This is a genomic window from Brevundimonas sp. Bb-A (genome assembly GCF_009394735.1).
Taxonomy (GTDB): domain Bacteria; phylum Pseudomonadota; class Alphaproteobacteria; order Caulobacterales; family Caulobacteraceae; genus Brevundimonas; species Brevundimonas aurantiaca.
In genome coordinates this window covers 1,922,559-1,945,841 of record NZ_CP045456.1, presented here as the reverse complement: position 1 = coordinate 1,945,841, position 23,283 = coordinate 1,922,559, and the positions used below count along the sequence as shown (strand labels likewise).

The 23,283-nt window shown below is 67.3% G+C and carries 23 protein-coding genes; 11 read left to right on the top strand and 12 right to left on the bottom strand.

Translation table 11 applies throughout. The features are described from left to right. The first annotated feature begins 66 nt into the window (after positions 1–66). Positions 67–717 carry an alpha/beta hydrolase gene (locus BSP_RS09580; RefSeq protein WP_152950186.1) on the top strand — a complete coding sequence of 217 codons (651 nt, stop codon included), beginning with the start codon at positions 67–69 and terminating at the stop codon, positions 715–717. Between the two features lie 21 nt (positions 718–738). On the opposite strand, the gene BSP_RS09575 is transcribed toward BSP_RS09580, so the two are convergent. Beyond that, on the bottom strand, positions 739–1,716 hold the full coding sequence (locus BSP_RS09575; protein WP_152950185.1) for a TerC family protein: 978 nt from the start codon (positions 1,714–1,716) through the stop codon (positions 739–741). A gap of 186 nt (positions 1,717–1,902) precedes the next feature. Between BSP_RS09575 and BSP_RS09570 the strand changes: the two genes are divergently transcribed. Beyond that, positions 1,903–3,219 (top strand): NAD(P)/FAD-dependent oxidoreductase, encoded by a 1,317-nt coding sequence (locus tag BSP_RS09570; protein WP_054765620.1) that lies wholly within the window; start codon positions 1,903–1,905, stop codon positions 3,217–3,219. Positions 3,220–3,229: 10 nt separating this feature from the next. Here BSP_RS09570 and BSP_RS09565 read toward each other — a convergent pair whose 3' ends face one another. From BSP_RS09565 to BSP_RS09540, 6 genes are all read right to left on the bottom strand, one after another. Beyond that, entirely contained in the window at positions 3,230–4,192 is a 963-nt protein-coding gene (locus BSP_RS09565) for a DMT family transporter (RefSeq protein WP_152950183.1), read from the bottom strand. Positions 4,193–4,259: 67 nt separating this feature from the next. Further along, positions 4,260–5,846, bottom strand: coding sequence for an alkyl hydroperoxide reductase subunit F (ahpF, locus tag BSP_RS09560; protein ID WP_152950181.1), 1,587 nt, complete (start codon positions 5,844–5,846; stop codon positions 4,260–4,262). A gap of 142 nt (positions 5,847–5,988) precedes the next feature. Further along, a complete protein-coding gene (gene ahpC / locus BSP_RS09555; RefSeq protein WP_152950179.1) occupies positions 5,989–6,552 on the bottom strand; it encodes an alkyl hydroperoxide reductase subunit C in 564 nt (187 codons plus the stop codon). A gap of 121 nt (positions 6,553–6,673) precedes the next feature. Beyond that, complete coding sequence (locus BSP_RS09550; protein ID WP_152950177.1) at positions 6,674–7,012, bottom strand: hypothetical protein; 339 nt, start codon at positions 7,010–7,012, stop codon at positions 6,674–6,676. A gap of 40 nt (positions 7,013–7,052) precedes the next feature. Then, the gene (locus tag BSP_RS09545; RefSeq protein ID WP_152950175.1) at positions 7,053–8,255 is read right to left on the bottom strand and encodes an exo-beta-N-acetylmuramidase NamZ domain-containing protein; all 1,203 of its coding nucleotides are present in this window, start codon (positions 8,253–8,255) and stop codon (positions 7,053–7,055) included. Beyond that, complete coding sequence (locus BSP_RS09540; protein WP_152950174.1) at positions 8,252–8,770, bottom strand: DOMON-like domain-containing protein; 519 nt, start codon at positions 8,768–8,770, stop codon at positions 8,252–8,254. The genes BSP_RS09545 and BSP_RS09540 overlap by 4 nt, the downstream gene beginning before the upstream one ends. Before the next feature lie 199 nt (positions 8,771–8,969). Between BSP_RS09540 and tyrS the strand changes: the two genes are divergently transcribed. Further along, positions 8,970–10,223, top strand: a complete 1,254-nt coding sequence (gene tyrS / locus BSP_RS09535) for a tyrosine--tRNA ligase (protein WP_152950172.1) — start codon at positions 8,970–8,972, stop codon at positions 10,221–10,223. 125 nt (positions 10,224–10,348) lie between these two features. Continuing rightward, positions 10,349–10,816: a peroxiredoxin gene (locus BSP_RS09530; RefSeq protein ID WP_152950170.1), complete on the top strand. Its 468-nt coding sequence runs from the start codon at positions 10,349–10,351 to the stop codon at positions 10,814–10,816. Positions 10,817–10,876: 60 nt separating this feature from the next. Here BSP_RS09530 and BSP_RS16220 read toward each other — a convergent pair whose 3' ends face one another. Next, positions 10,877–11,038 (bottom strand): hypothetical protein, encoded by a 162-nt coding sequence (locus tag BSP_RS16220; RefSeq protein ID WP_182713658.1) that lies wholly within the window; start codon positions 11,036–11,038, stop codon positions 10,877–10,879. Between BSP_RS16220 and BSP_RS09525 the strand changes: the two genes are divergently transcribed. Then, positions 11,037–12,146, top strand: a complete 1,110-nt coding sequence (locus BSP_RS09525) for a peptidoglycan DD-metalloendopeptidase family protein (protein WP_255478906.1) — start codon at positions 11,037–11,039, stop codon at positions 12,144–12,146. The two genes, BSP_RS16220 and BSP_RS09525, sit on opposite strands and share 2 nt — an antisense overlap. After that, the gene (locus BSP_RS09520; RefSeq protein WP_224762143.1) at positions 12,130–12,678 is read left to right on the top strand and encodes a polymer-forming cytoskeletal protein; all 549 of its coding nucleotides are present in this window, start codon (positions 12,130–12,132) and stop codon (positions 12,676–12,678) included. The genes BSP_RS09525 and BSP_RS09520 overlap by 17 nt, the downstream gene beginning before the upstream one ends. Before the next feature lie 53 nt (positions 12,679–12,731). Here BSP_RS09520 and prfB read toward each other — a convergent pair. Both prfB and BSP_RS09510 read right to left on the bottom strand, forming a co-directional pair. Continuing rightward, positions 12,732–13,854, bottom strand: a protein-coding gene (gene prfB, locus BSP_RS09515; protein ID WP_152950166.1) for a peptide chain release factor 2 whose coding sequence is annotated in 2 segments (ribosomal slippage) — positions 12,732–13,784 and positions 13,786–13,854 — 1,122 coding nt in all. Because the reading frame shifts where the segments join, the coding sequence is not laid out codon by codon here. Between the two features lie 120 nt (positions 13,855–13,974). Then, a complete protein-coding gene (locus tag BSP_RS09510; RefSeq protein WP_152950164.1) occupies positions 13,975–16,386 on the bottom strand; it encodes a penicillin-binding protein 1A in 2,412 nt (803 codons plus the stop codon). A 136-nt stretch (positions 16,387–16,522) separates the two neighbouring features. Here BSP_RS09510 and BSP_RS09505 point away from each other — a divergent pair, with 136 nt between their 5' ends. The 3 genes from BSP_RS09505 (at position 16,523) to BSP_RS09495 (ending at position 18,742) form a co-directional block, all read left to right on the top strand. Next, entirely contained in the window at positions 16,523–16,951 is a 429-nt protein-coding gene (locus BSP_RS09505; RefSeq protein ID WP_152950162.1) for an organic hydroperoxide resistance protein, read from the top strand. Between the two features lie 169 nt (positions 16,952–17,120). Further along, positions 17,121–18,125 carry a cobaltochelatase subunit CobS gene (gene cobS / locus BSP_RS09500; protein ID WP_054765606.1) on the top strand — a complete coding sequence of 335 codons (1,005 nt, stop codon included), beginning with the start codon at positions 17,121–17,123 and terminating at the stop codon, positions 18,123–18,125. Positions 18,126–18,538: 413 nt separating this feature from the next. Next, the gene (locus tag BSP_RS09495) at positions 18,539–18,742 is read left to right on the top strand and encodes a DUF1508 domain-containing protein (protein WP_152950160.1); all 204 of its coding nucleotides are present in this window, start codon (positions 18,539–18,541) and stop codon (positions 18,740–18,742) included. 38 nt (positions 18,743–18,780) lie between these two features. Here the strand turns inward: BSP_RS09495 and BSP_RS09490 are convergent, their stop codons facing one another. Continuing rightward, positions 18,781–19,122 (bottom strand): HigA family addiction module antitoxin, encoded by a 342-nt coding sequence (locus tag BSP_RS09490; protein WP_152950159.1) that lies wholly within the window; start codon positions 19,120–19,122, stop codon positions 18,781–18,783. Continuing rightward, positions 19,097–19,378 (bottom strand): type II toxin-antitoxin system RelE/ParE family toxin, encoded by a 282-nt coding sequence (locus tag BSP_RS09485; RefSeq protein ID WP_152950157.1) that lies wholly within the window; start codon positions 19,376–19,378, stop codon positions 19,097–19,099. The genes BSP_RS09490 and BSP_RS09485 overlap by 26 nt, the downstream gene beginning before the upstream one ends. Positions 19,379–19,485: 107 nt before the next feature. Between BSP_RS09485 and BSP_RS09480 the strand changes: the two genes are divergently transcribed. Both BSP_RS09480 and mutL read left to right on the top strand, forming a co-directional pair. Then, positions 19,486–21,258: a response regulator gene (locus BSP_RS09480; protein ID WP_227975911.1), complete on the top strand. Its 1,773-nt coding sequence runs from the start codon at positions 19,486–19,488 to the stop codon at positions 21,256–21,258. 64 nt (positions 21,259–21,322) lie between these two features. Then, entirely contained in the window at positions 21,323–23,233 is a 1,911-nt protein-coding gene (mutL, locus tag BSP_RS09475) for a DNA mismatch repair endonuclease MutL (protein ID WP_152950155.1), read from the top strand. The last annotated feature ends 50 nt before the right edge of the window (positions 23,234–23,283 follow it).

Below are 23,283 nucleotides of genomic sequence, written 5' to 3'. Positions count from 1 at the left end.
GTCCCACCCCTGCGGTCAAGTATTACGCACGCGCGAAATGACAGTTGAACGGATTCCAGAGCCCCTATGCCTGAAGTCATCCTGCCCGGCGCCTCCGGTCGCATCGAAGGCCGCTATTCTCCGGGCAAGCGCCCGAACGCCCCGATCGCCTTGATCCTGCACCCGCACCCCAAGGCGGGGGGGCACATGAACAACCCCGTGGCGGTGACCCTTCACCAACTGTTCCAGCAGCGCGGCTTCGCCACCCTGCGCTATAATTCGCGCGGCGTCGGCAAGTCCCAGGGCGAGTTCGACTCCGGCATCGGCGAACTGGCCGACGCGGCGACAGCCCTCGACTGGCTCCAGTCGAACAACCCCGGCGCCAGCCAGACCTGGGTCGCGGGCTATCAGTTCGGCGCCTATATCGGCATGCAGCTTCTGATGCGTCGGCCCGAGACGGACGGCTTCATCTCGGTCTCGCCCCCGTCCAACATGTACGACTTCAGCTTCCTGGCGCCCTGCCCCGCCTCGGGTCTGTTCCTGCACGGCACGGCCGACACCATCGTCCCGCCCGTCGAGGTCGAGCGGGTGGTCAACAAGCTGCGCACCCAGAAGGGCATCGTCATCGACTATGAGCTGGAAGAGGGCGCCAGCCACTTCTGGCAGGATCATATGGCCGCCGTGGATCGCCGCGTCGGCGCCTATCTGGACAAGCGGCTGGAAGAAAAGCCGGCCTGAACCTCAGGCCGGCCGCTCGGTTCACCCGGGCTTGGCGTCTGATCGCGTCCGCCACAGCGAATAGCCCACCCCCGCCGCCAATATGGCCGCCGTCACGCTCAGCGAGACGGCAGGCGGGATCTTGTCCAGTCCCATCAGGGGCGCGGCGATCACCTTGCCGCCGATGAAGATCAGCAGCACGGCCAGGGCCTGTTTCAGATAGGCGAAGCGGTGAATGACCGCCGCCAGGGCGAAATACAGCGCCCGCAGGCCCAGAATGGCGAAGATGTTCGAGGTGTAGACGATATAGGGGTCGGTGGTGATGGCGAAGATGGCCGGCACCGAATCCACCGCGAACACCACGTCCGCCAGTTCGATCATCACCAGGGCGAGAAACAGCGGCGTGACGTGCAGCGCCGTCCGGCCCGTCTTGTTCGACTGACGCACGAAGAAGGCGTGTCCGTGCAAGGTCTCCGTCACCGGCAGACGGCGACGCAGCCAGGCCAGCAGCCGATTGTCGGCGATGTCCTGCTCATTCTCGTGACGGGCGGCGAACATCTTGATCCCGGTAAAGACCAGGAAGGCCGCGAAAAGATACAGCACCCACTCATAGCGGCTGACCAGGGCCGCGCCCCCCGCGATCATCAGGGCCCGCAGGACGATCACCCCGACGATGCCCCAGAACAGCACCCGGTGCTGGTAGATGCGCGGTATGGAAAAGGCCCCGAAGATCATGGCGATGACGAAGACATTGTCCATCGCCAGGCTCTTTTCGATCGCAAAGCCGGTCAGATATTCCAGCCCCTTTTCCGACCCTAGCTCCCACCAGACGAAGCCGCCGAACGCCAGGGCGATCGCAATGTACATCGAGGACAGCAGCAGGCTCTCGCGAACCCCGATTTCATGATCCTTGCGGTTCAGGACGCCCAGGTCGAGCGCCAGCAGCAGGGCCACGATTCCGATAAAGCCGACCCACATCCATGCGGGCTTGCCGAGCCATTCGGCCAGCAGAAAATCCACGTCTACCTCCATCAATGTCGAGAGGCGGCCGACATCGCGATCGGAAGGGATCGCCAGAGGGGCCCGGATCGCCGCCTCTTATGGCTAAGACAGAGCCGATATCGCGTCAACGGGCGCGACAAACGGTCTCGCCGGGTCCACATAGGGGCCAGTGGAACCCTGCCGATAAAGCCTCGCTAGATCCCCATGACGCAAACCGCTTCCTCCTCCCCTGCCGCCGCGCCGCGGCCCGTTCATGACATCGTCATCATCGGCGGCGGCGCAGGCGGGCTTGAGCTCGCCGCCCGCCTTGGCCGTCGGTTCGGACCGCGCGAGGGGCGCCGGCGCGTCCTGCTGATCGACCGCTCCATCTTCCACCTGTGGAAGCCCAGCCTGCATGAGGTGGCGGCGGGGTCGCTGGACAGCCATCAGGAGGGCCTGTCCTATCCCGTCCTGGCGCGCCGCAACCATTTCAGCTTCGCCTTCGGCGACCTGACCGGCCTCGATCCGGCGAACAAGACCCTGACCCTGGGTGAAATCCACGATCAGGACGGCGCCGTCCTGGTGGCCCCGCGCACCCTGGCCTTCAACACCCTGGTCCTGGCGATCGGCAGCGGATCGAACCTGTTCAACACGCCGGGCGCCGCCGAACACGCCCATCTTCTGGAAGACGTCGCCGACGCCGAGGCCTTCAACAAACGTTTGACCAGCGCCTTCCTGGCTGCGGCCTATTCGGATGATCGCAGGCTGAGCATCGCCATCGTCGGTGCCGGCGCCACGGGGGTGGAGCTGTCCACCGAACTGATCGAAGGCCATGACGAACTGTCTGCGGGCCTGACGCCGGACCAGAGGTTCGACATCGACGTCACCATTGTGGAGGCCGCGCCCCGTATCCTGGGCGGTCTTCCGGAACGGGTTTCGACCAAGGCGGCCCAGGCCCTGGAGGCCAAGGGGGTGAGGCTGCTGACCGACGCCAAGGTCCAGGCCGTCCATGCGGACCGGCTGGAGACGTCCAGAGGCGCGGTCCCCGCCGACCTGATCGTCTGGGCCGCAGGGGTCAAGGCCGCCGAGACCAACCGCGACCTCGGCCTGACGACGGGACGTCTCAATCAGTTCGTCGTAGACGACCGGCTGCGGACCTCCGCCCCAGACATTTACGCCCTGGGCGACTGCGCCGAAGCGCCAGGCCCCGACGGGCGCCCGGTCCCCGCCCGCGCCCAGGCCGCCGCCCAACAGGCCGCCTATCTGGCCCAGGCCCTGGCGGACCCGGCTCGCGATCCCGGCCCCTATGTCTATCGCGACCGGGGGTCGCTGGTGTCGCTGGGCGGGGACCGGGGCGTGGGATCGCTGATGGGCAATCTGAGCGGGCCGAACTTCCTGATCGAGGGGCTGATCGCCAAATGGGCCTATATGGCCCTGCACCTGGACCACCACCGGGCCATTCTGGGCGTCCGTCGCACCGTCATCCTGGCCTTGTCACGGCTGCTGCACCGCCGCGTCTCGGGTCGGCTCAAGCTGCACTGAGACGCCGTGATCAGTGCGGCGGCTCCTCCGCGCCGCGTGGCGGGGCGTGGGCGCGCACGCACCAGATGACGCTGACGATCATCATCAGTATGGCCAGTATCTCCACCAGGGCCGGCCCCCGCCCCTCCCAGACATAGCCGTAGACGAAGGCGAACACCGTCTCGAAGACGATCATCTGGCCCAGCATGGACAGGGGCAGGCGGCGGCTGGCCTGGTTCCACAGGGCGTTGCCGATGATGGAGGCCAACAGGGCCACGCCCAGGCAGACCCCCGCCAGATGCAGCCATTGCCCCCCGCTCCAGCCGTGGGCGGTCCAAACCGCCGGGACCGCCAGGATCAATGCCAGGCCGCCGGTCACGACGCCGGTCAGCAAGGACCAGTCATGGGGCGAGACCTCGGGCAGCCGCGCCATCCAGCGGCTGTTGCCCACCGCATAGGCCGACCAGGACACCAGGGCGCCCACGGCGCAGACCAAGCCGATCAGGGTCTGAAACCCCGTCGGTCCCTCCGCCCCCGCCTCCCCCTGACTCAGGGCCCGCCAGCCGATCAGGGCCACCGCCAGGGCGGCCAGGACGATGGGGGGCGCCGCGCGCGACAGGGACGGTCCGCTGCGGTCCCTCAGCCCCCACAGGGCCACCACCACCGGCACCATGCCGACGATCAGGGCCGAGGCCGCCACCCCGGCCAGATGCACTGCGACCACGACAAAGGCGAAATAGACCAGATTGCCCGCCAGGCTCAGCCAGACCAGGGCGCGCCATGTCCGCGCCTCGATCAAGGGCGCCAGCCGCCGCCAGCGCGGGGCGATCAGGACGGCGGCGATCAGCCCATAGGCCAGATACCGCCCGGCGGTCAGCAGCAGGGGCGAGGCCTCGGGCGCAAACTTCGGCGCCAGGAAGACCAGCCCCCACATTGCGCCTGCGCCCAGGCCGGAGGCGACGCCCCACAGCCGGCCCGAGGATGCCGCCGTCATATCGCGCTCCGCCTAAACCTGGCCTGCGCTTACACGGTTCGCCTCACAGCGGAAACCGCCCTGGACGTCAGGCGGCCTCGACCGCCTCTTCGGCCGGGACGGTGCGGATCATATAGTCGAAGGCGGCCAGCCCCGCCTTGGAGCCCTCGCCCATCGCCACCACGATCTGCTTATAGGGCACGGTCGTCACGTCGCCCGCCCCGAAGACGCCCGGCTGAGACGTCTCGCCCCGGTGATCCACCTCGATCTCGCCGCGCGTCGTCAGGGCCACGGCGCCGTGCAGCCATTCGGTGTTCGGCACCAGGCCGATCTGGACGAAGACGCCTTCCAGATCGACGTCGTGATGGGCGTCGGAGTTGCGGTCCTTGTAGACCAGGCCCGTCACCTTCTCGCCGTCGCCGCGCACCTCGGTCGTCAGGGCCGAGGTGACGATCCGCACGTTCGGCAGGGTCGCCAGCTTGCGTTGCAGCACCGCATCGGCCCGCAGTTCGCTGTCGTACTCGATCAGGGTCACATGGGCCACGATGCCCGCCAGGTCGATCGCCGCCTCGACGCCGGAGTTTCCGCCGCCGATCACCGCCACCCGCTTGCCCTTGAACAGCGGCCCGTCGCAGTGCGGGCAATAGGCCACGCCCTTGTTCTTGTACTGCTCCTCGCCCGGCACGTTCATCTGGCGCCAGCGGGCGCCGGTCGACAGGATGACGGTGCGCGACTTCAGACTGGCGCCGTTCTCCAGCACCACCTCGTGCAGACCGCCCGGAACCTTGGCCGGGATCAGCTTGGCCGCCTTCTGCAGGTTCATCAGGTCCACCTCATATTCGCGGACATGCTGTTCCAGATGGGCGGCAAGCTTCGGCCCCTCGGTGTGCGGCACCGAAATGAAGTTCTCGATCGCCATGGTGTCCAGCACCTGGCCGCCGAACCGTTCGGCCACGATGCCGGTGCGGATGCCCTTGCGCGCCGTATAGATGGCGGCCGCCGCCCCGGCGGGACCGCCGCCGACCACCAGGACGTCGAACGGGTCCTTGGCCTTCAGCCGCTCGGCGGCCCGCGCCTCGGCGCCCGAATCCAGCTTGGCGACGATCTGCTCCAGCTCCATCCGGCCCTGGCCGAACAGTTCGCCGTTCAGGAAGACCGTCGGCACGGCCATGATCTTGCGCTCGTCCACCTCGTCCTTGAACAGGCCGCCTTCGATGGCGACGTGTTTGATGCGCGGGTTCAGCACGCTCATCAGGTTCAGGGCCTGCACCACGTCGGGGCAGTTCTGGCACGACAGCGAGAAATAGGTCTCGAACACATAGTCGCCCTCCAGATCCTTGACCTGCTGGATCACCTCCTGCGCCGCCTTGGACGGATGGCCGCCGACGTGCAGCAGGGCCAGCACCAGCGAGGTGAACTCGTGGCCCAGAGGAATCCCCGCGAACCGCACCCCGATGTCGGTGCCCTTCCTGCGGATCAGGAAGCTGGGCTGGCGTTCATCGTCATAGTCGCGGCCCATCTCGACCTTGCCGTGCGAGACCGAGACGATCTCCTCCAGCAGGGTCTTCAGCTCCTGCGACTTGGGCCCGGCGCCCAGAGAGGCGACCAGTTCGACCGGATGGACGATGTTCTTGAGGTAGCTCTCGAGCTGAGATTTCAGATTGGCGTCCAGCATGGGGCAGTCCTCGAATTCCAGGGTGACGCGCCGCCTTCGAGCCGATCCCGGCGAGGCTTGCGCGATAGGGTCCGGCCCCCACGAAACAGGGCGGCGGCCGGGTGGGTCCGACCCGAAGGCCGGACCCGATAGGCGTTCCGTCTTAGATCTTGCCGACGAGGTCGAGCGACGGCGCCAGGGTGGCTTCGCCCTCTTCCCACTTGGCCGGGCAGACTTCACCCGGATGCGCGCGCACATATTGCGCGGCCTTGACCTTGCGCAGCAGTTCGGCGGCGTTGCGGCCGATGCCTTCCGAGGTGGTCTCGGTGAACTGGATCACGCCGTCCGGATCGACCAGGAAGGTCGCACGATCGGCCAGGCCCACGCCCGGACGCATGGCGTCGAAGTTGTTGGTCACCTGACCCGAGGGATCGCCCAGCATGGTGTAGGTGATCTTGCCGATGGCCGGCGAGGAGTCGTGCCAGGCCTTGTGCGAGAAATGGGTGTCGGTCGACACCGAATAGATTTCAACGCCCAGCTTCTGGAACTCGGCGTAGTTGTCGGCCAGGTCTTCCAGCTCGGTCGGGCAGACGAAGGTGAAGTCGGCCGGATAGAAGAAGAAGATCGCCCACTTGCCCGCCACATCGGCCTCGGTGACGGTCAGGAACTTGCCGTCCTTATAGGCCTCGGCCGTGAAGGGTTTGATGGTCGTGTTGATGAGGGCCATGCAGGGCTTCCATTCCGTTGGGAGGTTGGGGAGGCCCGCTTCCTACCGCATCGCAGCAGATAAGCCCAATCACTTATTTGCAGATGCGTGATAGATTTTGGTTATACATCCTCGTGTCGGTTCAACTGGGCAGCGCGCCGCCGTCTATTGCGTCCTGAATACAGGTGCGGCGCTCAGCGGCGAAGAATTCGGCGTCTTCCAAGCGGCGTCGTTCCACCGCCGCCTGAACCGCAGCCAGCCTTTGATCCTTCAGTTGTGCTGGGTTCAGCTTTTCGATCCACCAGTCGCGAACAAACCAGCTGGGGCCGGCCACGCGACCGCCGTCCTTGGCAGCTTCGATGATCAGCAGCATCACGTGGGCGTAGCAGATTTCGGCGCGCTGCATGTCCGATGGATAGGAGGTCGCCGACGGCGCCGCCGCCTGCTGGAGCGCCATCGCGGCGATCAACGAAACCATCATGGCCTAACCCCCTCCAAACGTCCAAACCGCAGCCTTGAACCTAATACAGCAGGAACGCCCGCCGCGCCTCTTCCCACGCCGCCTCATCCGGGCGCGTCGCCGCATCCAGATCCCCCGGCCCCGCCGCCGCATCGTCCACCCATTCCCGCAGACCCGGCCCGCCGTTGATCACGTCGATGGGCAGTTTCCCGAACGCATATTCATAAGGAAAATCCCGCCACAGATCGTAGTCGGGATACAGCCGCCGGATCGCCTTGAAGCCCAGGGCCTGCACCCGCCACGGCCTGAAGGCGGCGTGGTCATAGCCGGGGTGATCGACATGGATCTGCACCCCGCTGCACAGTTTGCCGACATGCTTGTGGAAGGTCGGCTCGAACCACATGTCGCGCAGCACGCAACCGCCCAGCCATTCCGGCGCCAGAGCCTGCATCTCGGCGATCACCGCCCGCGCGTCGATGTCCGGCGCCCCGAACAGCTCCAGCGGCCGGGTCGTGCCCCGGCCTTCCGACAGGGTCGCCCCCTCCAGCATCACCGTCCCTGCGTAGCAGCGCGCCATCGACAGGTTCGGCGCATTGGGGCTGGGATTGACCCAGGCCCGCTCGCCCAGTGGCCAGCCGAAGCCCGGCCCCGCCTCGGGGGCCCAGCCCTGCATCTCCACGACGCGGTAGTCCACATCCAGCCTGAACCGGTCGATGAACCACAGGCCCAGTTCGCCCATCGTCATGCCGTGCCGCATCGGCATCGGCCCGGCCCCGACGAAACTCTCCCAGCCGGGCTTCAGCGTCTGCCCTTCGACCGGCCGCCCCGCCGGATTGGGCCGGTCCAGCACCCAGACCGACTTGCCGTGTTTCGCCGCCGCCTCCAGCACATACAGAAGCGTGGTCACATAGGTGTAGATGCGGCAGCCCAGGTCCTGCAGGTCGATCAGGACGACGTCGAACGTCTCCATCCACTCGTCCTTGGGCCGCCGCACCTCGCCGTACAGGCTGAAGACGGGGAAGCCGTGCACCGGATCGCGATAATCCGGGCTCTCCATCATATTGTCCTGCAGATCGCCCTTCATCCCGTGCTGCGGCCCGAAGGCGGCGGTCAGCTCGATCTCGGGACAGGCGGCCAGGGCGTCCACCGCATGACCCAGGTCCTTCGTCACCGAGGCCGGGTGCGCCAGCAGGGCCACGCGCCGCCCCTTCAGCTGCCCCCTCAGGGCGTCGTCGGACAGCAGGCGGTCGAGACCGAAGTTCATGGCAGTTCCAGCGCGAACGAGTCGGGATGATGAAAGTCCGGCTTATCCGGTGGATGCGCCAGGGCCCAATAGGCGATCGCCCCGTCCAGCCCCCCGTCCAGCCTCTCGACCACCGCCGTCAGCCCGACCGCGTCCGTCGCATCCTCGGGCAGTTCCACATCGACCGTCAGAACGAACCGCCCCTGGGCCATGCGCGTGACGATGAAGGGCGCCGCGATCTCCAGCCCCCGCATCCCCTCGCGATAGCCGTCGAACCGATAGGCCGCCCAGGCCCCAGACGGCGACAGATTATATTCGACATAGCCGCCCTCCGTCCGCACGAAGGCCTCGAAACAGGTCGTCCGCCACAGCTCGTCCGTTCGCACCCGCGCCGTCGCCTCGGGCCACCGCACCCTCTCGACCGGCCCGGCCAACAGATACTCCAGGCTCAACGCCCGCCCCGCCCGCCGCGCCTCGACCTCCAGCGTCAGCCCGGCGGGGGAAGAGGTCGGGTGCGGGATCAGGGGCAGACGCATCCCGTCTTCGTAGCGCAGGCTTGACGCCGGTCAACGCTGCGCCTTATCCAGAACCCATGTTCGCCGCCCGCGCCATCACCGGCCTGTATTACCGCCCGCTGTAAGCGAGCGGCCCGCGAACACGCGCCGCCTTCGCTGGCGACGCGCTCTTCGGAAATGGAAGACGACCGCCGGCATCCCTGCTAACGGAGCCTCCGCCATGACCGACCAAGCCTTCAAATCCGACTTCCTCCGCACCCTTCAGGCCCGCGGCTACATCCACCAGATCACCCACCCGACCGAGCTGGACGAGGCGGCCGCCTCGGGCGGGCTTGTCGGCTATGTCGGCTTCGACGCCACGGCCAAGAGCCTTCATGTCGGAAACCTGATCTCGGTCATGATGCTGCGCCGGCTCCAACAGGCGGGCGGCAAGCCTGTCGTCCTGATGGGCGGCGGCACCACCAAGGTCGGCGACCCGACCGGCAAGGATGCGTCGCGCCCCCAGCTGACCGAAGAGACGATCCAGTCGAACATCGACTCCATCAAGACGGTCTTCGCCAAATTCCTGACCTTCGGCGACGGCCCGACCGATGCGGTCATGGTCAATAACGACGACTGGCTGTCGACCTACGGCTACATCCAGTTCCTGCGCGACTTCGGGACCCATTTCACCGTCAACCGGATGCTGAGCTTCGACTCGGTCAAGCTGCGGCTCGAGCGCGAGCAGCCGATGACCTTCCTCGAGTTCAACTACATGCTGATGCAGTCGGTGGACTTCCTGGAGCTGAACCGCAGCCTGAAGGTCACGCTGCAGATGGGCGGGTCGGACCAGTGGGGCAACATCACCTCGGGCGTGGATCTGGTGCGCCGGGTGGACCAGAAGGCCGCCTTCGGCCTGACCACCCCGCTTCTGACCACGGCCTCTGGCGGCAAGATGGGCAAGACGGCGCAAGGGGCCGTCTGGCTGAACGCCGAACAGCTCAGCCCCTATGACTACTGGCAGTTCTGGCGCAACGCCGAGGACGCCGACGTCGGCCGCTTCATGCGCCTGTTCACGGACCTCAGCCTGGAGCAGATCGCCGAATACGAAGCCCTGGAGGGCGCGGCCATCAACGAGGCCAAGAAGGCCCTCGCCGACGCCGCCACCACCCTGCTGCACGGGGCCGAGGCCGCCGCGACCGCCCGCGCCGCCGCCGAAAGCGCCTTCGAGAAGGGCCAGCTTTCCGCCGACCTGCCGACCGTCGAACTTCCGGCCGCCGAGATCTACGGCGCCATGATCGCCGCCGTCGTGACCAAGGCCGGCCTGACCGCCTCCAACGGCGAGGCGCGCCGCCTGGCCCAGGGCGGGGGCTTGCGCCTCAACGACGTCGCCGTCTCCGACGGCGCCCAGCTGCTGACCGAGGCCGATCTGAAGGACGGCGTGATCAAGCTGGCGGCCGGCAAGAAGAAGATCGTGCTGGTTAGGCCCGTTTAATCTCCGTCACCCTCGGGCTTGACCCGAGGGCCGGACCATCCGCCGCTTGTGCGAACAAGCGCCGCACTCCGAGCACCACATCCGATCCTCGGGTCAGGCCCGAGGATGACGGAAGGAGACAGCCCATGTCCACCGATGAACGCCAGCCCGCCCCCGCTCTCGACCTGCCGACCGACAACGGCGGCCGGATCTCCCTCGCCGCCCTGAGGGGCAAGCCCGCCGTCGTCTACTTCTATCCCAAGGACGACACGACCGGCTGCACCCGCGAGGCCCAGGACTTCACCGCCCTGTCCGCCGACTTCGCCGCCTTGGGCTGCCCGGTCATCGGCGTGTCCAGGGACACGGTGAAGAAGCACGACAAGTTCAAGGCCAAGTACGACCTCGCCGTCGTACTGGCCTCCGACGAGGACGGCGCCGCCTGCGAGGCCTGGGGCGTCTGGGTGGAGAAGAAGCTCTACGGCCGCGAATATATGGGCATCGAACGCGCCACCTTTCTGATCGACGCCCAAGGTCGGATCGCCCGCGCCTGGCGCAATGTGAAGGTCGCCGACCACGCCGCCGAGGTTCTCGCAGCGGCCCGCGCCTTGGGCTGAGAACGCCGAATCGCCTTCAAGGGGAATCCCGTCCAAGCGGGTTCTCGCATTCCGGGATTCTCAAGGCACTTTTGCGTGAAAATGCCCGAAAAGGCCGGAAATGATAGTTAACAACAGGTGAACCATCTTGCCGCTGTCATAAAGGCGGCGGATAAACCCCACCTCGACGTGGGGGCGTTGCTTTATGGACCTGGAAGAGAAAGCGCCGAAACGCTCCTTCATGGATCGTTTTTTGCCCGTCCGTTACGTCTATCTCCGCAGCCATGACGAGGTTCGGGCCTACGCCCTCACCGCCCGGCGTCAGATCCTGCTCGGCCTGGCGGCATCGGCCTTCTTGGTCTGGTCTCTGGTCGCCTCGGGCGCCTTCCTCTTCGACATCGTGACCCGGCGCCACGCCGATTCCGAGGTCATCCGCGCGCGCGCCGCGTCAGAGCGGCTGAACGCGGACCTTCAGGCGCGGCTGGAAAGCGCGGTCGTCCGCATGTCCGCCACGAACGGCGCCCTGGACCAGACGGCCGCCATGATCGAGCGGCGTCACGCCGCCCTGGCCCAGATCATGACCGGCTTGAACGGCGTGAACGGGGCGGTCCAGGCCTTGGCGCCCAAGCCCCTGCGCCCCGACATGCCGCCGATCCAGCGCATCCTGGCGGTACGGCTGGACCAGGAACGGCTGCTGGATCGAGCGGAGACCTTCGCCCAGACCCGCGCCGAACGGCTCCGGCTGGCCTTCCGCCTCGCCGGCCTCAATCCCGCCGCCTATGTCGCCGCCGCCGAACCGCTGGGCGGCCCCCTGGTGGAGGCGCGCGATCCCCGGGCCCTGGCCGCTATTCTGGACGTGGACGAACCCTTCGCCGTCCGCATCCGCCACGCGGCGACCAATCTTAACGAAATGCGGACCCTGTCGGAGGCCGCCGAAGAGCTGCCGTTCAAACGACCGACCCAGGCCCGCACCACCTCCGGCTTCGGCGTCCGCTTCGACCCCTTCAACGGCCGTCCCGCCATCCACCAGGGCCAGGACTTCGCCGCACCGCTGAACACCCCCATCTACGCCACGGCGCCCGGCGTCGTTTCCTTCGCCGGCGTTCGTTCAGGGTATGGCAATACGGTCGAGATAGACCACGGGCGCGGCTTCAAGACGCGCTACGCCCATCTGAACGCCCTGGCCGTCCAGCCGGGGCAGTCGGTCGCGCTCGGCCAGAGGATCGGCGCCATGGGCACCACCGGCCGATCGACCGGCGTCCACCTCCATTACGAAGTCTGGCTGAACGGCCGGCCGCAGAACCCCGCACGCTTCCTCAGAGCAGGAGATCAACTTGTTCAACAAAATTAGCAAACCCGCGACCCCGACGCCGTCGTCGCCTCGTCCTGCGGCCCCGGCCATTCCGCCGCTGCCGGACATGCCGGCCGCCCCGCGCCCCGGCGCAGCCCCGGCCGCCACGACGCCAGGCCGCGGCCTGTCCACCCTGTCCTCCGACCTGGCCTTTGAAGGCAATATCACCGGCGCGGGCGATCTGCAGATCGATGGACAGATCAAGGGCGACGTCCGCGTCGGCCGCCTGATCGTCGGCGAGACCGGCGCGGTCGAGGGCAATGTCCAGGCCGACTATATCGAAGTGCGCGGCCGCATCGTCGGCGGCGTCCAGGGCAAGCAGATCAAACTGGTCGCCACAGCCTATGTGGAAGGCGACATCACCGCCGAACAGCTGTCGATCGACGTCGGCGCCTTCTTCCAGGGCCGCGTCGCCCAGGGCCAGCGTCAGGCCCCCGCCCCCGCGCCGGTCGCCCCCGTCGCGCTCCAGCCGACGCCCGCCCCGGCGAGCGAGGCCAAGGCTGACGTCGTGGCCCTGAAGCCGAACGCCTGATCCGCGTCGCGGCCTGATCGCCGGATTTCAGCGATCAGGCCGCGCCCTCGCCGTCAATCGGCGACCGAGCCCCGCGTCTGGCCGACCCGCGCCGCCAAGGCCGCCCCCATGAAGGCGTCAAGGTCACCGTCCAGCACCCCTTGCGTATCCGAGGTCTCGACCTCGGTCCGCAGGTCCTTCACCATTTGATACGGCTGCAGCACATAGGATCGGATCTGGTGCCCCCAGCCGATGTCCGTCTTGGCGTCGTTCAGGGCCTGGGCCGCCGCCTCGCGCTTCTGCAGTTCCAGCTCATACAGACGCGCCCGCAGCATCTTCCACGCCTGTTCGCGGTTCTGGTGCTGCGACCGGCCGGTCTGGCAGGACACGACCGTATTGGTCGGAATGTGCGTCAGACGCACGGCCGAATCCGTCTTGTTGATGTGCTGACCGCCGGCGCCCGAGGCGCGATAGGTGTCGGTGCGCACGTCGGACGGATTGATGTCGATCTCGATCGTGTCGTCGACGACTGGCGAGACGCCGATCGAGGCGAACGAGGTGTGCCGCTTGGCCGCCGCATCATAGGGGCTGATCCGCACGAGGCGATGGACGCCGGATTCCGACTTCAGCCAGCCATAGGCGTTGGGGCCGCTGATCAGAACGGTGGCCGACTTGACACCCGCCTGTTCGCCGTCCTCCTGAGCCTCGACCGTGACTTCATAGCCGTGCGCCTTGGCCCAGCGGCTGTACATCCGCAGCAGCATGCCCGCCCAGTCGTTGGATTCTGTGCCGCCGGCGCCGGAGTTGACTTCCAGATAGGCGTCGTTTCCGTCGGCCTCGCCGGACAGCAGGGCCTCCAGCTCGGCCCGCGCCGCCCGTTCCTTGATGCCGCGCAACAGGGCGCGCGCCTCTTCCAGAGCGGCCTCGTCGCCTTCTTCATCGGCCATATCGGCCAGCATGACCCCGTCTTCCAGGTCCTGCTCCATCGCCTTGACGGCGTTGATCTGGCCTTCCAGGCGCGATCGGTCGCGGCTGACGGCCTGGGCCTCTTCCGGCCGGTCCCACAGGGTCGGGTCCTCGACCCGTGCGTTCAGCTCATCGAGCTTTCTGACGGCGACGTCCCAGTCAAAGACGCCTCCTGAGCAGAGCGACGCTCTGCTCGATGTCGGCCTTCATGGCCTCGACATCCGGTCTCATCGCAATCTCCAGCGACACTAGGCCCTCAAGCAGCGCGGCCCGCAGGTCGCGCGATAGGGCGAAAAGAATGAAGAACGGCGCGCCACGAGGACGCGCCGTTCGGAAGGCCTACCTAGAGCCTCAGTACAGTCCGCTCAAGTCCTCGGCCGGCGCCTTCTTCGGCGGCGGCGGGGCGGCGGCGGGCGGCGGGGCGTTGGCGCCGGCGGCCGCCGCCTCCTGTTCGCGACGGATCACGTCATAATAGTTCTGGGGTCCGACCGGCTGGCTCGGGGCCTGGACCGGGGCCGGCGCCTGGCGTTCAGTGCCGGGGCGGAAGGCTTCCTCGATCCCATTCACCGTGCGGAAAACGGCGTTCTTGGGCCGCACGAATGGCCGGGCCGGCCGCTCCTTCAGCGCCGTCTGCATGAATTCGGTAAAGACCGGCACGGCGGCCGAGGCGCCGGCCTCGCCGGACCCCAGCGACCGGTTGTCGTCAAAACCGATGAAGACCCCGACCACTATGTCGGTGGTGAAGCCGACGAACCAGGCCGAACGGTATTCATTGGTCGTGCCGGTCTTGCCGGCGACCCAGCGACCCAGGCCGCGCGCGCTGGCGGCCGTGCCCCGCTGGACCACGCCTTCCAGCATCGAACTCATCTGATAGGCGGTGATCGGATCGATCACCTGGGTTCCGCGCGGCTGAAGACGCGGCGATTCCTGACCGGAGAAGCCCCGCCCGCATTCGCGGCAGTTGCGGGCGTCCGCGCGGAAGATGGTCTGGCCGTCCCGGTCCTGAACATAGTCGATCAGATAGGGGGTCACGCGCCGTCCGCCGTTGGCGAAGGCCGAATAGGCGGCCGTGATCTCCAGCGGCGTCACCTCGCCCGCGCCCAGGGACACCGACAGATTCGGCGTCAGCCCCGGAATACCCATCCGGGCGGCCTGATCGACGATCTTCTTCATGCCGACCGACTGGGCCAGGCGCACCGTCATGACGTTGCGTGACAGCTCCAGCCCGCGCCGCAGCGTCTGGGGTCCGTAATATTCCCGGCTGTAGTTCTCAGGCGTCCAGCGCTGGCCGTTGGGGCCGCCGGCGAAGCTGATCGGGGCGTCCAGAACGATGGAGGCCGGGGTGAAATCCCCCTCCAGCGCCGTCGCATAGACGAAGGGCTTGAAGGCCGACCCCGGCTGTCGCTTGGCCTGGGTCGCCCGGTTGAAGCTGGACAGGGCAAAGGAATAGCCGCCCACCATGGCCAGAACCCGGCCCGACTGGGGCTCGATCGCCACCAGGGCGCCGTTGACGCGCGGCACCTGTTTCAGGGCGAACTGGCCGTTCTTCTTCTCGACGAAGATCAGCTCGCCGCGCCGCAGCTGCCGATTGGCGTTGGCCCAGGCGGCGTCGGCGGCGATCAGGGTTCCGCTCTCGTCGCCCTTGGCCGTGCGGATGCGAACCGTGTTTCCGCTGACGCTCTCGATGGCGGCGGCCTGCCAGCTGCGGCGTTCGGGCGGCGCCTGTTCCTTCAGGGCGGCGGCCTGCCAGCCCTCGGCGAAGTCGGTCGAGCCCCACCCTCCGCGCCAGCCGTGGCGACGGTCATAGTTCTCCAGACCTTGCATCAGCGCCTGGCGCGCGGCCGTCTGCAAGGTCGGGTCCAGGGTGGTGCGCATATAGAAGCCGCCGGCGCGCAACTGGGCGCCGAAATCGGGATTGGCCGCCGCCTGACGCCGCGCCTCCTCCACAAAGAAGTCCGCGTCCTTATATTCCGACCGCTGCGGCGCGTCGCGCGTGACCAGGGGCCGGGCGCGCGCCTCGGCCAGCTGAGCCTGGGTCAACCAGCCGCTCTGCTCCATCTCGCCCAACACCCAATCCCGCCGGCCCTTGGCCGCGCCCGGATGACGTTTGGGGTGATAGTTGTTCGGCCCCTTGGGCAGGGAGGCCAGAAAGGCCGCCTCGTCCGGCGTCAGCTGGTTCAGCGACTTGCCGAAATAGTTGTAGGCGGCCGAGGCGATGCCGAACGACCGGTAGCCCAGGAAGATCTCGTTCAGATACAGGCCGAGGATCTGCTCCTTGGACAGGGTCGCCTCCAGACGATTGGCCAGGATGGCTTCCTTCAGCTTGCGGTTCAGGCTCGATTCATTGGTCAGCAGGACGTTCTTGGCCACCTGCTGGGTGATGGTCGAGCCGCCTTCCAGCCGGCGCCCCTGCGCCAGGTTGAAGACGTTCTTCAGCGACGCCCGGCCTATGCCGCCCACATCGATGCCGCCGTGCTGGAAGAAGTTGCGGTCCTCGGCGGCCAGGAAGGCCTGCACCACCGTCGCCGGAATCTGGTCGTAGGAGACGTAGATTCGCCGCTCGTCCGAAAACTCCCCGATCAGGGTGCCGTCGCCCGCATAGACTCGCGTCGCCGTCGGCGGACGGTAGTCCGCCAGTTCCGAGGCGTCGGGCAGGTCGTGGAACAGCCAGGCCGCATAGACGGCCACCGCCACCCCCGCCAGGGCGATGCCGCCCAGCAGGACCATGCCCGCCCATACGAACCAGCGTTCGGCAATCTTCACGGCCTACTCCGACGACACGCCCCGAATTGGTGCTTTAGCCCGCGTCGGCCCCGAAAGGCTAGGGTGCGGATGCAACGCCCCCTTTCCCTGCCTCGTTCAGCCCCCATCTGAAGCCTTCCCAACACAGGAGACCGCCATGGAAGTTCTGTACCGCGCCCAGGCCACCGCCTCGGGCGGCGGCCGCGAAGACGGCCGCTCGACCACCGACGACGGCAAGATCGACGTCAAACTCTCTACGCCGAAGGAAATGGGCGGAAAGGGCGGCGACGGGACCAATCCCGAACAGCTGTTCGCCACCGGCTATGCGGCCTGTTACCTGGGGGCGCTTCGTCTGGTCAGCGGCAAGGCGGGCACGCCCGTCGGCCCCGACACCAAGATCACCGCCGGCGTCGGCTTCGGCAAGAACACCCGGGGCGAAGGCTTCAACCTGGACGTCGATCTGACCGTCACCGACCACGGCCTGGACCAGGCTGTGATCGAAGACCTGATCGAAAAGGCCCACCAGGTCTGCCCCTATTCCAACGCCACGCGCGGCAATGTGGACGTCCGCCTGGCGGCCAAGTAAGACCTCCGCTCATCCCCGCGAATGCGGGGATCCAGTGCCTTGGGCGATGATCGCCGCCGTCTGCAAAAGCGCATCGCCCAACGCACTGCCGAGCAAAAGAACGGGATCCCCGCTTTCGCGGGGATGAGCGGGGTTTAAGTGATCCCGAACGTGCGCTAATCGCACAGGCATGACCTCCCCGCTCGACGCCTCCCCCGATCCGCTGATCACCCTGGAACCGACCCGCCGCGTGACCCTGCGCGAGGCCTTCGGGATCGACAGCGACATGACCGTGCCCGCCTTCGCCGAGCGCGACAGCCATGTGCCCGAGATCGACGAGGCCTATCGCTTCGACCCTCAGACCACGATCGCCATCTGCGCCGGCTTCGCCTTCGACCGCCGCGTCATGGTCCAGGGCTATCACGGCACCGGCAAGTCGACCCATATCGAACAGGTTGCGGCCCGCCTGAACTGGCCCCTGGTCCGCATCAATCTGGACAGCCACGTCAGCCGCATCGACCTGGTCGGCAAGGACGCCATCGTCCTGAAGGACGGCAAACAGATCACCGAGTTCCGCGAGGGCATACTGCCCTGGTCGCTGCAACGCCCCGTCGCCCTGGTCTTCGACGAATATGACGCCGGCCGCCCCGACGTCATGTTCGTGATCCAGCGCGTGCTCGAGGCCCAGGGCCGCCTCACCCTGCTGGACCAGAACCGCGTCATCCGCCCGAACAAATATTTCCGCCTGTTCGCCACGACCAACACCATCGGTCTGGGCGACACCACGGGCCTGTATCACGGCGCGCAACAGATCAATCAGGCCCAGTTGGACCGCTGGAACATCGTCACCACGCTGAACTACCTCGACCACGACGTCGAGGCCGAGATCGTCGCCGCCAAGGTCCCCGAATGGTCGGACGCGGAAGGGCGCCGCCGCATCGCCGCCATGGTCCGCGTCGCCGACATGACCAGGAACGCCTTCATGAACGGCGACATCTCCACCGTCATGTCGCCCCGCACCGTCATCACCTGGGCCCAGAACGCCCTGATCTTCGGCGGCGACGTGGCGCTCAGCTTCCGCCTGACCTTCCTGAACAAGTGCGACGAACTGGAACGCCCCACCATCGCCGAGTTCTACCAGCGGGCGTTCGGGGAAGACCTGCCCGAGGCGGCGACGCGGGTGAAGGTGGGTTAAATCAACCCTATCCACAGCCTTGTGGGCCGTTGTGGGATTGGTCTACGCAGAACTAAATTAGCTTAGGAATTACAACCATTAACCGATTTGCAACCTGAATAGAATCGGGGGATAAGAACCACAACATGCAGTGGGCGAAGGCGATGCGACCCACTAGGGCTGGGATTTGGACCGGCAAATAAGCACTCACAGCTTGCGAGTGCTATTGCGCGTTTGCGCGGAATCGGGGATATGATTCGGTGACGCTTAAACGAAAGAAGCCGTCGGGCTGGCACCCAACGGCTTCCGGAAGTTAGGCGCTTGCCATCCAACTGACTTGGGCGGCAAGGACTGGCCCAATTCGCGAGCGGCACGATGTAGTGTCTGCTGGTCCAGTGTCAAGCCCAAGTCGTATGCTTCAAGGAGCAACGACCATGGCCATAAACGGCCTCACTTACCCCTGCTACTATCAGTACAAGGACGCCGCTGGATATTGGCGTTGGACCTACTACGCCTCCAACGGCAAGGCTATCGGCGTCAGCAGCGAGAGCTACGTTGCAAAGGCGGATTGCCAACGCAGCATCGACATCATGAAGGCGTCCTACAACTCGCCGCTTTATGAACCTAAAGCGGCTTAGCCTTATGCTGATGTCGGCCGACGCTAGTCGTCGGCCGACTAAGCCGCCCTCGGCCTGATCATCTCCAGCGCATCGCCCATCTTCCGACGCTGCTCCATCAGATCGTAGTCCGCCTGCAACCCCAGGAAATACCCCGGCCGCACGCCCCAGTACCGCGCCAGACGCAGGTCCGTGTCGGCCGTCACCGCCCGCTTTCCCAGCACGATTTCATTGATCCGGCGCGGCGGCACGCCGACGGCCTTGGCCAGGGCGGTCTGGCTCATGCCCAGCGGCTTGAGAAACTCTTCCAACAGAATGTCGCCCGGCGTCGGATTCTTCAGCCAGTCGTCCGCAGGGCCGACATCGGCGACACGATCAATGGTAATCGCAGATTTCGACATCGTCGCAGCCTCCGTCGCTCCAGCGGAAACAGATCCGCCACTGTTGATTGATCCGGATCGAATACTGCCCGCTCCGGTCGCCCGACAAGGACTCCAGCCGGTTGCCGGGTGGTATGCGAAGCTCGTCCAGCGCCAGGCTTCTATTCAGCAGACGCAGCTTTCGCAGCGCCGCCTCCTGGATATCGCCCGGCAGCCGCCGCGATCTTTGACCGCTCCAGACCTTTTCCGTTTCACGGTCGCGGAAACTGCGGATCATGACGACATCATAACGCGTAACGTTACGACGCTCAATCCGTCGTTCCTGATTGAGGGCTCATTAAGGTCCTCCCCTTATGGCGAAGCTCGTAAGAGGGGCGCCGCCGCGTGATCCAGAAAGCCGACTATATCCGGGCCTATGCCGACCGGTATCGCGACATGTTCGCGGTCCGGCTGACGACCATCGTCGCCGTCATTCTGGTGGCCGCCTGGGTGCTGGACTGGGGCTGGGCGGCGAACTTCGGCCTGATCCAGCTGGGCCTCTATGTTCTTTTGTGGCGCACGGTCGAGATCGCCCGCACCCGGCCCGAGGCGCCGGGCGCCGGGCGGCGGTTCCGTCTTCGGACCGAATGGATCACCCTGGGCCTGGCCTCGCACAACGCCGTCTACATCCTGGCCGCCTGGTGGGTTCGGCCCGATACGATCGACTATCTGCGGCTGCTGCTGGCGGGCAATCTGATGGTGGGCGCCCTTCAGGTCCACATCAGCCGGCGCAGCTTCCTGGCGGCCGTGGCGCCGCCGTCGATCGCGGCCATGATCATCGCCGCCAACCAGCCCCAGGCCACGCCGACGCTGAAGTTCGCCGTCGCCCTGTTCGTCCTGGGCATCATCGCCGCCGCCTGGCGTCAGTGGCGCGGCGACCGCGAGACGGTGGAGCTGATGGTGGCCCTGACCGAACGCAGCCGCCAGCTTCAGGCCGCCCTGGGCCAGGCCGAGACCGACCGGGCCGCCGCCGAACGGGCCAACAAGGCCAAGTCCCGCTTCCTGGCCATGATCAGCCATGAGGTCCGCACCCCCCTGAACGTCATCCTGGGCCTGACCGAGGTGCTGCGCGGCCGGCGCCGGCCCAAGGCCGAGGCGGTCATCATCGACGACATGGCCGAGGCGGGCGGCATGCTGCTGCGGCTGCTGAACGGGGCGCTGGACATCTCCAAGATCGAATCGGGTCAGTCCGATCTTCAGATCGGCCCCGTCGACGTCGCCGCCCGGATCGAGGCCATCGCCCGGGTCTGGCGCACCCGCGTCGCCGAACTGGGCCTGACGCTGGAGGTCGTGCTGGACGGCGACCCTGCCGATTTCGCGGTCCTGACGGATCAGGCGCGGGTCGAACAGGTGCTGATCAACTATCTGTCCAACGCCCTGAAACTGACCCCGGCGGGAACCATCCGCCTGGTCGCCCAGGCCCGGCCCCAGGCGGACGGCCGGATCGCCCTGAGCCTGGAGGTCCACGACCAGGGTCCCGGCGTGCCCGAGGATCAGCGCGAGCGCATCTTCCAGCCGTTCGAACAGCTGGCCGCCGGGCGGGCCGCAGGCGGGGCGGGTTTGGGCCTGGCCCTGTGCCGCGCCGCCGCCGAGGGGCTGGGCGGAAGCGTCGGCGTGCGTCCGGCCGAGGGCGCGGGCGCCGTCTTCTGGTTCCGTTTCACTGCCCCGCGCGCCCCCGTCGAGGCCGACGCGGAGGCCGCTCCGCCCGCACCGACGCCCGACGCGCCCCCAGCCCTGCGCGTCCTGGCGGCCGAGGACCATCCGGCCAATCGCAAGCTGCTGGCCCTCTTGTTCCAGTCGTTCGGCCTGGACCTCGCCCTGGTCGAGAACGGGCGCAACGCGGTGGACGCCCTGCGCGCCGACCGGTTCGACCTTGTGCTGATGGACGCCATGATGCCGGTGATGGACGGGGTCGAGGCGGTCAGGCTGATCCGCGCCGAGGAGGCCGCCGAGGGCCGCCCCCGCACCCCGATTCACATGCTGACGGCCAATGTGTTCGAGGACGACGTGGCCCGCTATCGGGCCGCCGGGGCCGACGGCGTCCTGGGCAAGCCGATCCAGATCGGCGCGCTTCAGGCCCTGCTGGAACAGACGGCCGCCTCCGCCGTCCCCGCCTGACGGAAACGGTCCGGCCCTGACCGGCGTGGCGCGAATCCCTTCGCCCCCCTATCTTGGCGGGCACATGCCCATTCGCCGCCTCTCCCCCGAAACCATCAACCGCATCGCCGCCGGCGAGGTGGTCGAGCGCCCGGCCAGCGCCATCAAGGAACTGGTCGAGAACGCCCTGGACGCCGGGAGCCGCAATATCGAGATCCAGGCCGACGGCGGCGGCCTGTCGCGCATACTGATCGCCGACGACGGCAAGGGCATCCCCAAGGAAGAACTGCCGCTCGCCGTCGAACGCCACGCCACGTCCAAGCTGGAGCCCGACGACGCCGGCGACGTGGACCTGCTGCGCATCCACACCCTGGGCTTCCGGGGCGAGGCCCTGCCCTCGATCGGCTCGGTCGCCCGGCTGTCGATCACCACCCGAGCTAGGTCCGATTCCGGCGACGCGACCGAGGCCTGGGTCATTCAGGTCGAGGGCGGCGCGACCCGCCCCCTGGCCCCCGCCCCCTTCCCCGGCCCGCACGGCGCGCGGGTCGAGGTGCGCGACCTCTTCTACGCCACCCCCGCCCGGCTCAAATTCATGAAGTCCGAACGGGCCGAGGCCATGGCCATTTCCGAAGAGATCAAGCGCCAGGCCATGGCGCACGAGGCCGTCGCCTTCACCCTGTCGCTGGATGGCAAGGTCGCCCTTCGCCTGCCCGCCGAACACCCCGGCGACGAGGGCCGGCTGAAGCGGCTGTCGGCCCTCCTGGGCCGCGACTTCGAGGCCAACGCCCTGTTGATCGACCAGGAGCGGGACGGGGTCCGCCTGTCGGGCTATGCGGGCCTGCCCACCTATTCGCGCGGCAATGCGGCGCATCAGTATCTGTTCGTCAACGGCCGCCCGGTGAAGGACCGGCTGCTGCAAGGGGCCCTGCGCGGCGCCTATGCCGACTTCCTGGCGCGCGACCGGCACCCGGCCGCCGCCCTCTTCATCGACATCGACCCCCTGTACGTGGACGTCAACGTCCACCCCGCCAAGGCCGAGGTCCGGTTCCGCGATCCGGCCCTGGTGCGCGGCCTCATCGTCGGCGCCCTGAGGCACGCGCTCCACGCCGCCGGCCACCGCGCCTCCACCACTGTCGCCGCCGATGCCCTATCCAGTTTCCAGGCGGGGTTCCAGGCCCACACCGGCGTCTCCACCGGTCCTGCCTACAGCCCCAGTTCCCCGTCGGCCCAGGGCTTCAGCGGCTGGACCGGCTGGTCCCAGCCCGCCGCCGCCGCCCAGGTCCTGCCCGGCCTCAACGAACGCAGCGCCCGCGTCGAACCCAGCTGGGAAGGACCAGCCTGGCCTCAGCACCCCGCCCGAGACAGCGACCTCGCCACTCGCCACTCGCCATTCGACACTCCATTAGACCCCCTCGACTACCCCCTGGGCGCCGCCCGGGCCCAGCTCCACGCCAACTATATCGTCGCCCAGACCCGCGACGGCCTGGTCATCGTCGATCAGCACGCCGCCCACGAGCGGCTGGTCTATGAGCGGATGAAGGCCCAGATGGCCGAGGGGGCCGTGACCCGCCAGGCCCTGTTGACGCCCGAGGTGGTCGAGCTTGACCCGGCCGAGGCCGAGCGCGTCGCCGCCCGCGCCGAGGAACTGGCCGAGATGGGCCTGATCGTCGAGGCCTTCGGCGCCGGCGCCGTCCTGGTGCGCGAAACCCCGGCCCTGCTGGGCGACACGGACGTGCAAGGGTTGATCCGCGACATCGCCGACGACCTGGCCGAACACGGCGCCGCTCTCACGCTGAAGGAGCGGATGGCCGAGGTCTGCGGAACCATGGCCTGCCACGGCAGCGTCCGCTCCGGCCGCATCCTCACCGCCCCCGAAATGAACGCCCTCCTCCGCCAGATGGAGGCCACCCCCCATTCGGGCCAGTGCAACCACGGGCGGCCGACCTATGTGGAGCTGAAGCTGCACGATCTGGAGAAGCTGTTCGGGCGGCGGTGAAGACACCTCACGACGTGGACAGACCAACAAAGTGTGGCTGATCGCGACAA

Bases quoted from the DNA above. Each gene is read 5' to 3' on its own strand.
- BSP_RS09505 (WP_152950162.1), top strand. From the start codon at position 16,523: ATGGAAGTTCTGTACCGCGCCCAGGCCACCGCCTCGGGCGGCGGCCGC.
- BSP_RS09540 (WP_152950174.1), bottom strand. From the start codon at position 8,770: ATGCGTCTGCCCCTGATCCCGCACCCGACCTCTTCCCCCGCCGGGCTG.
- BSP_RS09485 (WP_152950157.1), bottom strand. From the start codon at position 19,378: ATGATCCGCAGTTTCCGCGACCGTGAAACGGAAAAGGTCTGGAGCGGT.
- BSP_RS09490 (WP_152950159.1), bottom strand. From the start codon at position 19,122: ATGTCGAAATCTGCGATTACCATTGATCGTGTCGCCGATGTCGGCCCT.
- ahpF (WP_152950181.1), bottom strand. From the start codon at position 5,846: ATGCTGGACGCCAATCTGAAATCTCAGCTCGAGAGCTACCTCAAGAAC.
- BSP_RS09530 (WP_152950170.1), top strand. From the start codon at position 10,349: ATGTCCACCGATGAACGCCAGCCCGCCCCCGCTCTCGACCTGCCGACC.
- BSP_RS09580 (WP_152950186.1), top strand. From the start codon at position 67: ATGCCTGAAGTCATCCTGCCCGGCGCCTCCGGTCGCATCGAAGGCCGC.
- ahpC (WP_152950179.1), bottom strand. From the start codon at position 6,552: ATGGCCCTCATCAACACGACCATCAAACCCTTCACGGCCGAGGCCTAT.
- cobS (WP_054765606.1), top strand. From the start codon at position 17,121: ATGACCTCCCCGCTCGACGCCTCCCCCGATCCGCTGATCACCCTGGAA.
- BSP_RS09565 (WP_152950183.1), bottom strand. From the start codon at position 4,192: ATGACGGCGGCATCCTCGGGCCGGCTGTGGGGCGTCGCCTCCGGCCTG.
- BSP_RS16220 (WP_182713658.1), bottom strand. From the start codon at position 11,038: ATGAAGGAGCGTTTCGGCGCTTTCTCTTCCAGGTCCATAAAGCAACGC.
- tyrS (WP_152950172.1), top strand. From the start codon at position 8,970: ATGACCGACCAAGCCTTCAAATCCGACTTCCTCCGCACCCTTCAGGCC.
- mutL (WP_152950155.1), top strand. From the start codon at position 21,323: ATGCCCATTCGCCGCCTCTCCCCCGAAACCATCAACCGCATCGCCGCC.
- BSP_RS09550 (WP_152950177.1), bottom strand. From the start codon at position 7,012: ATGATGGTTTCGTTGATCGCCGCGATGGCGCTCCAGCAGGCGGCGGCG.
- BSP_RS09495 (WP_152950160.1), top strand. From the start codon at position 18,539: ATGGCCATAAACGGCCTCACTTACCCCTGCTACTATCAGTACAAGGAC.
- BSP_RS09525 (WP_255478906.1), top strand. From the start codon at position 11,037: ATGGATCGTTTTTTGCCCGTCCGTTACGTCTATCTCCGCAGCCATGAC.
- BSP_RS09570 (WP_054765620.1), top strand. From the start codon at position 1,903: ATGACGCAAACCGCTTCCTCCTCCCCTGCCGCCGCGCCGCGGCCCGTT.
- BSP_RS09545 (WP_152950175.1), bottom strand. From the start codon at position 8,255: ATGAACTTCGGTCTCGACCGCCTGCTGTCCGACGACGCCCTGAGGGGG.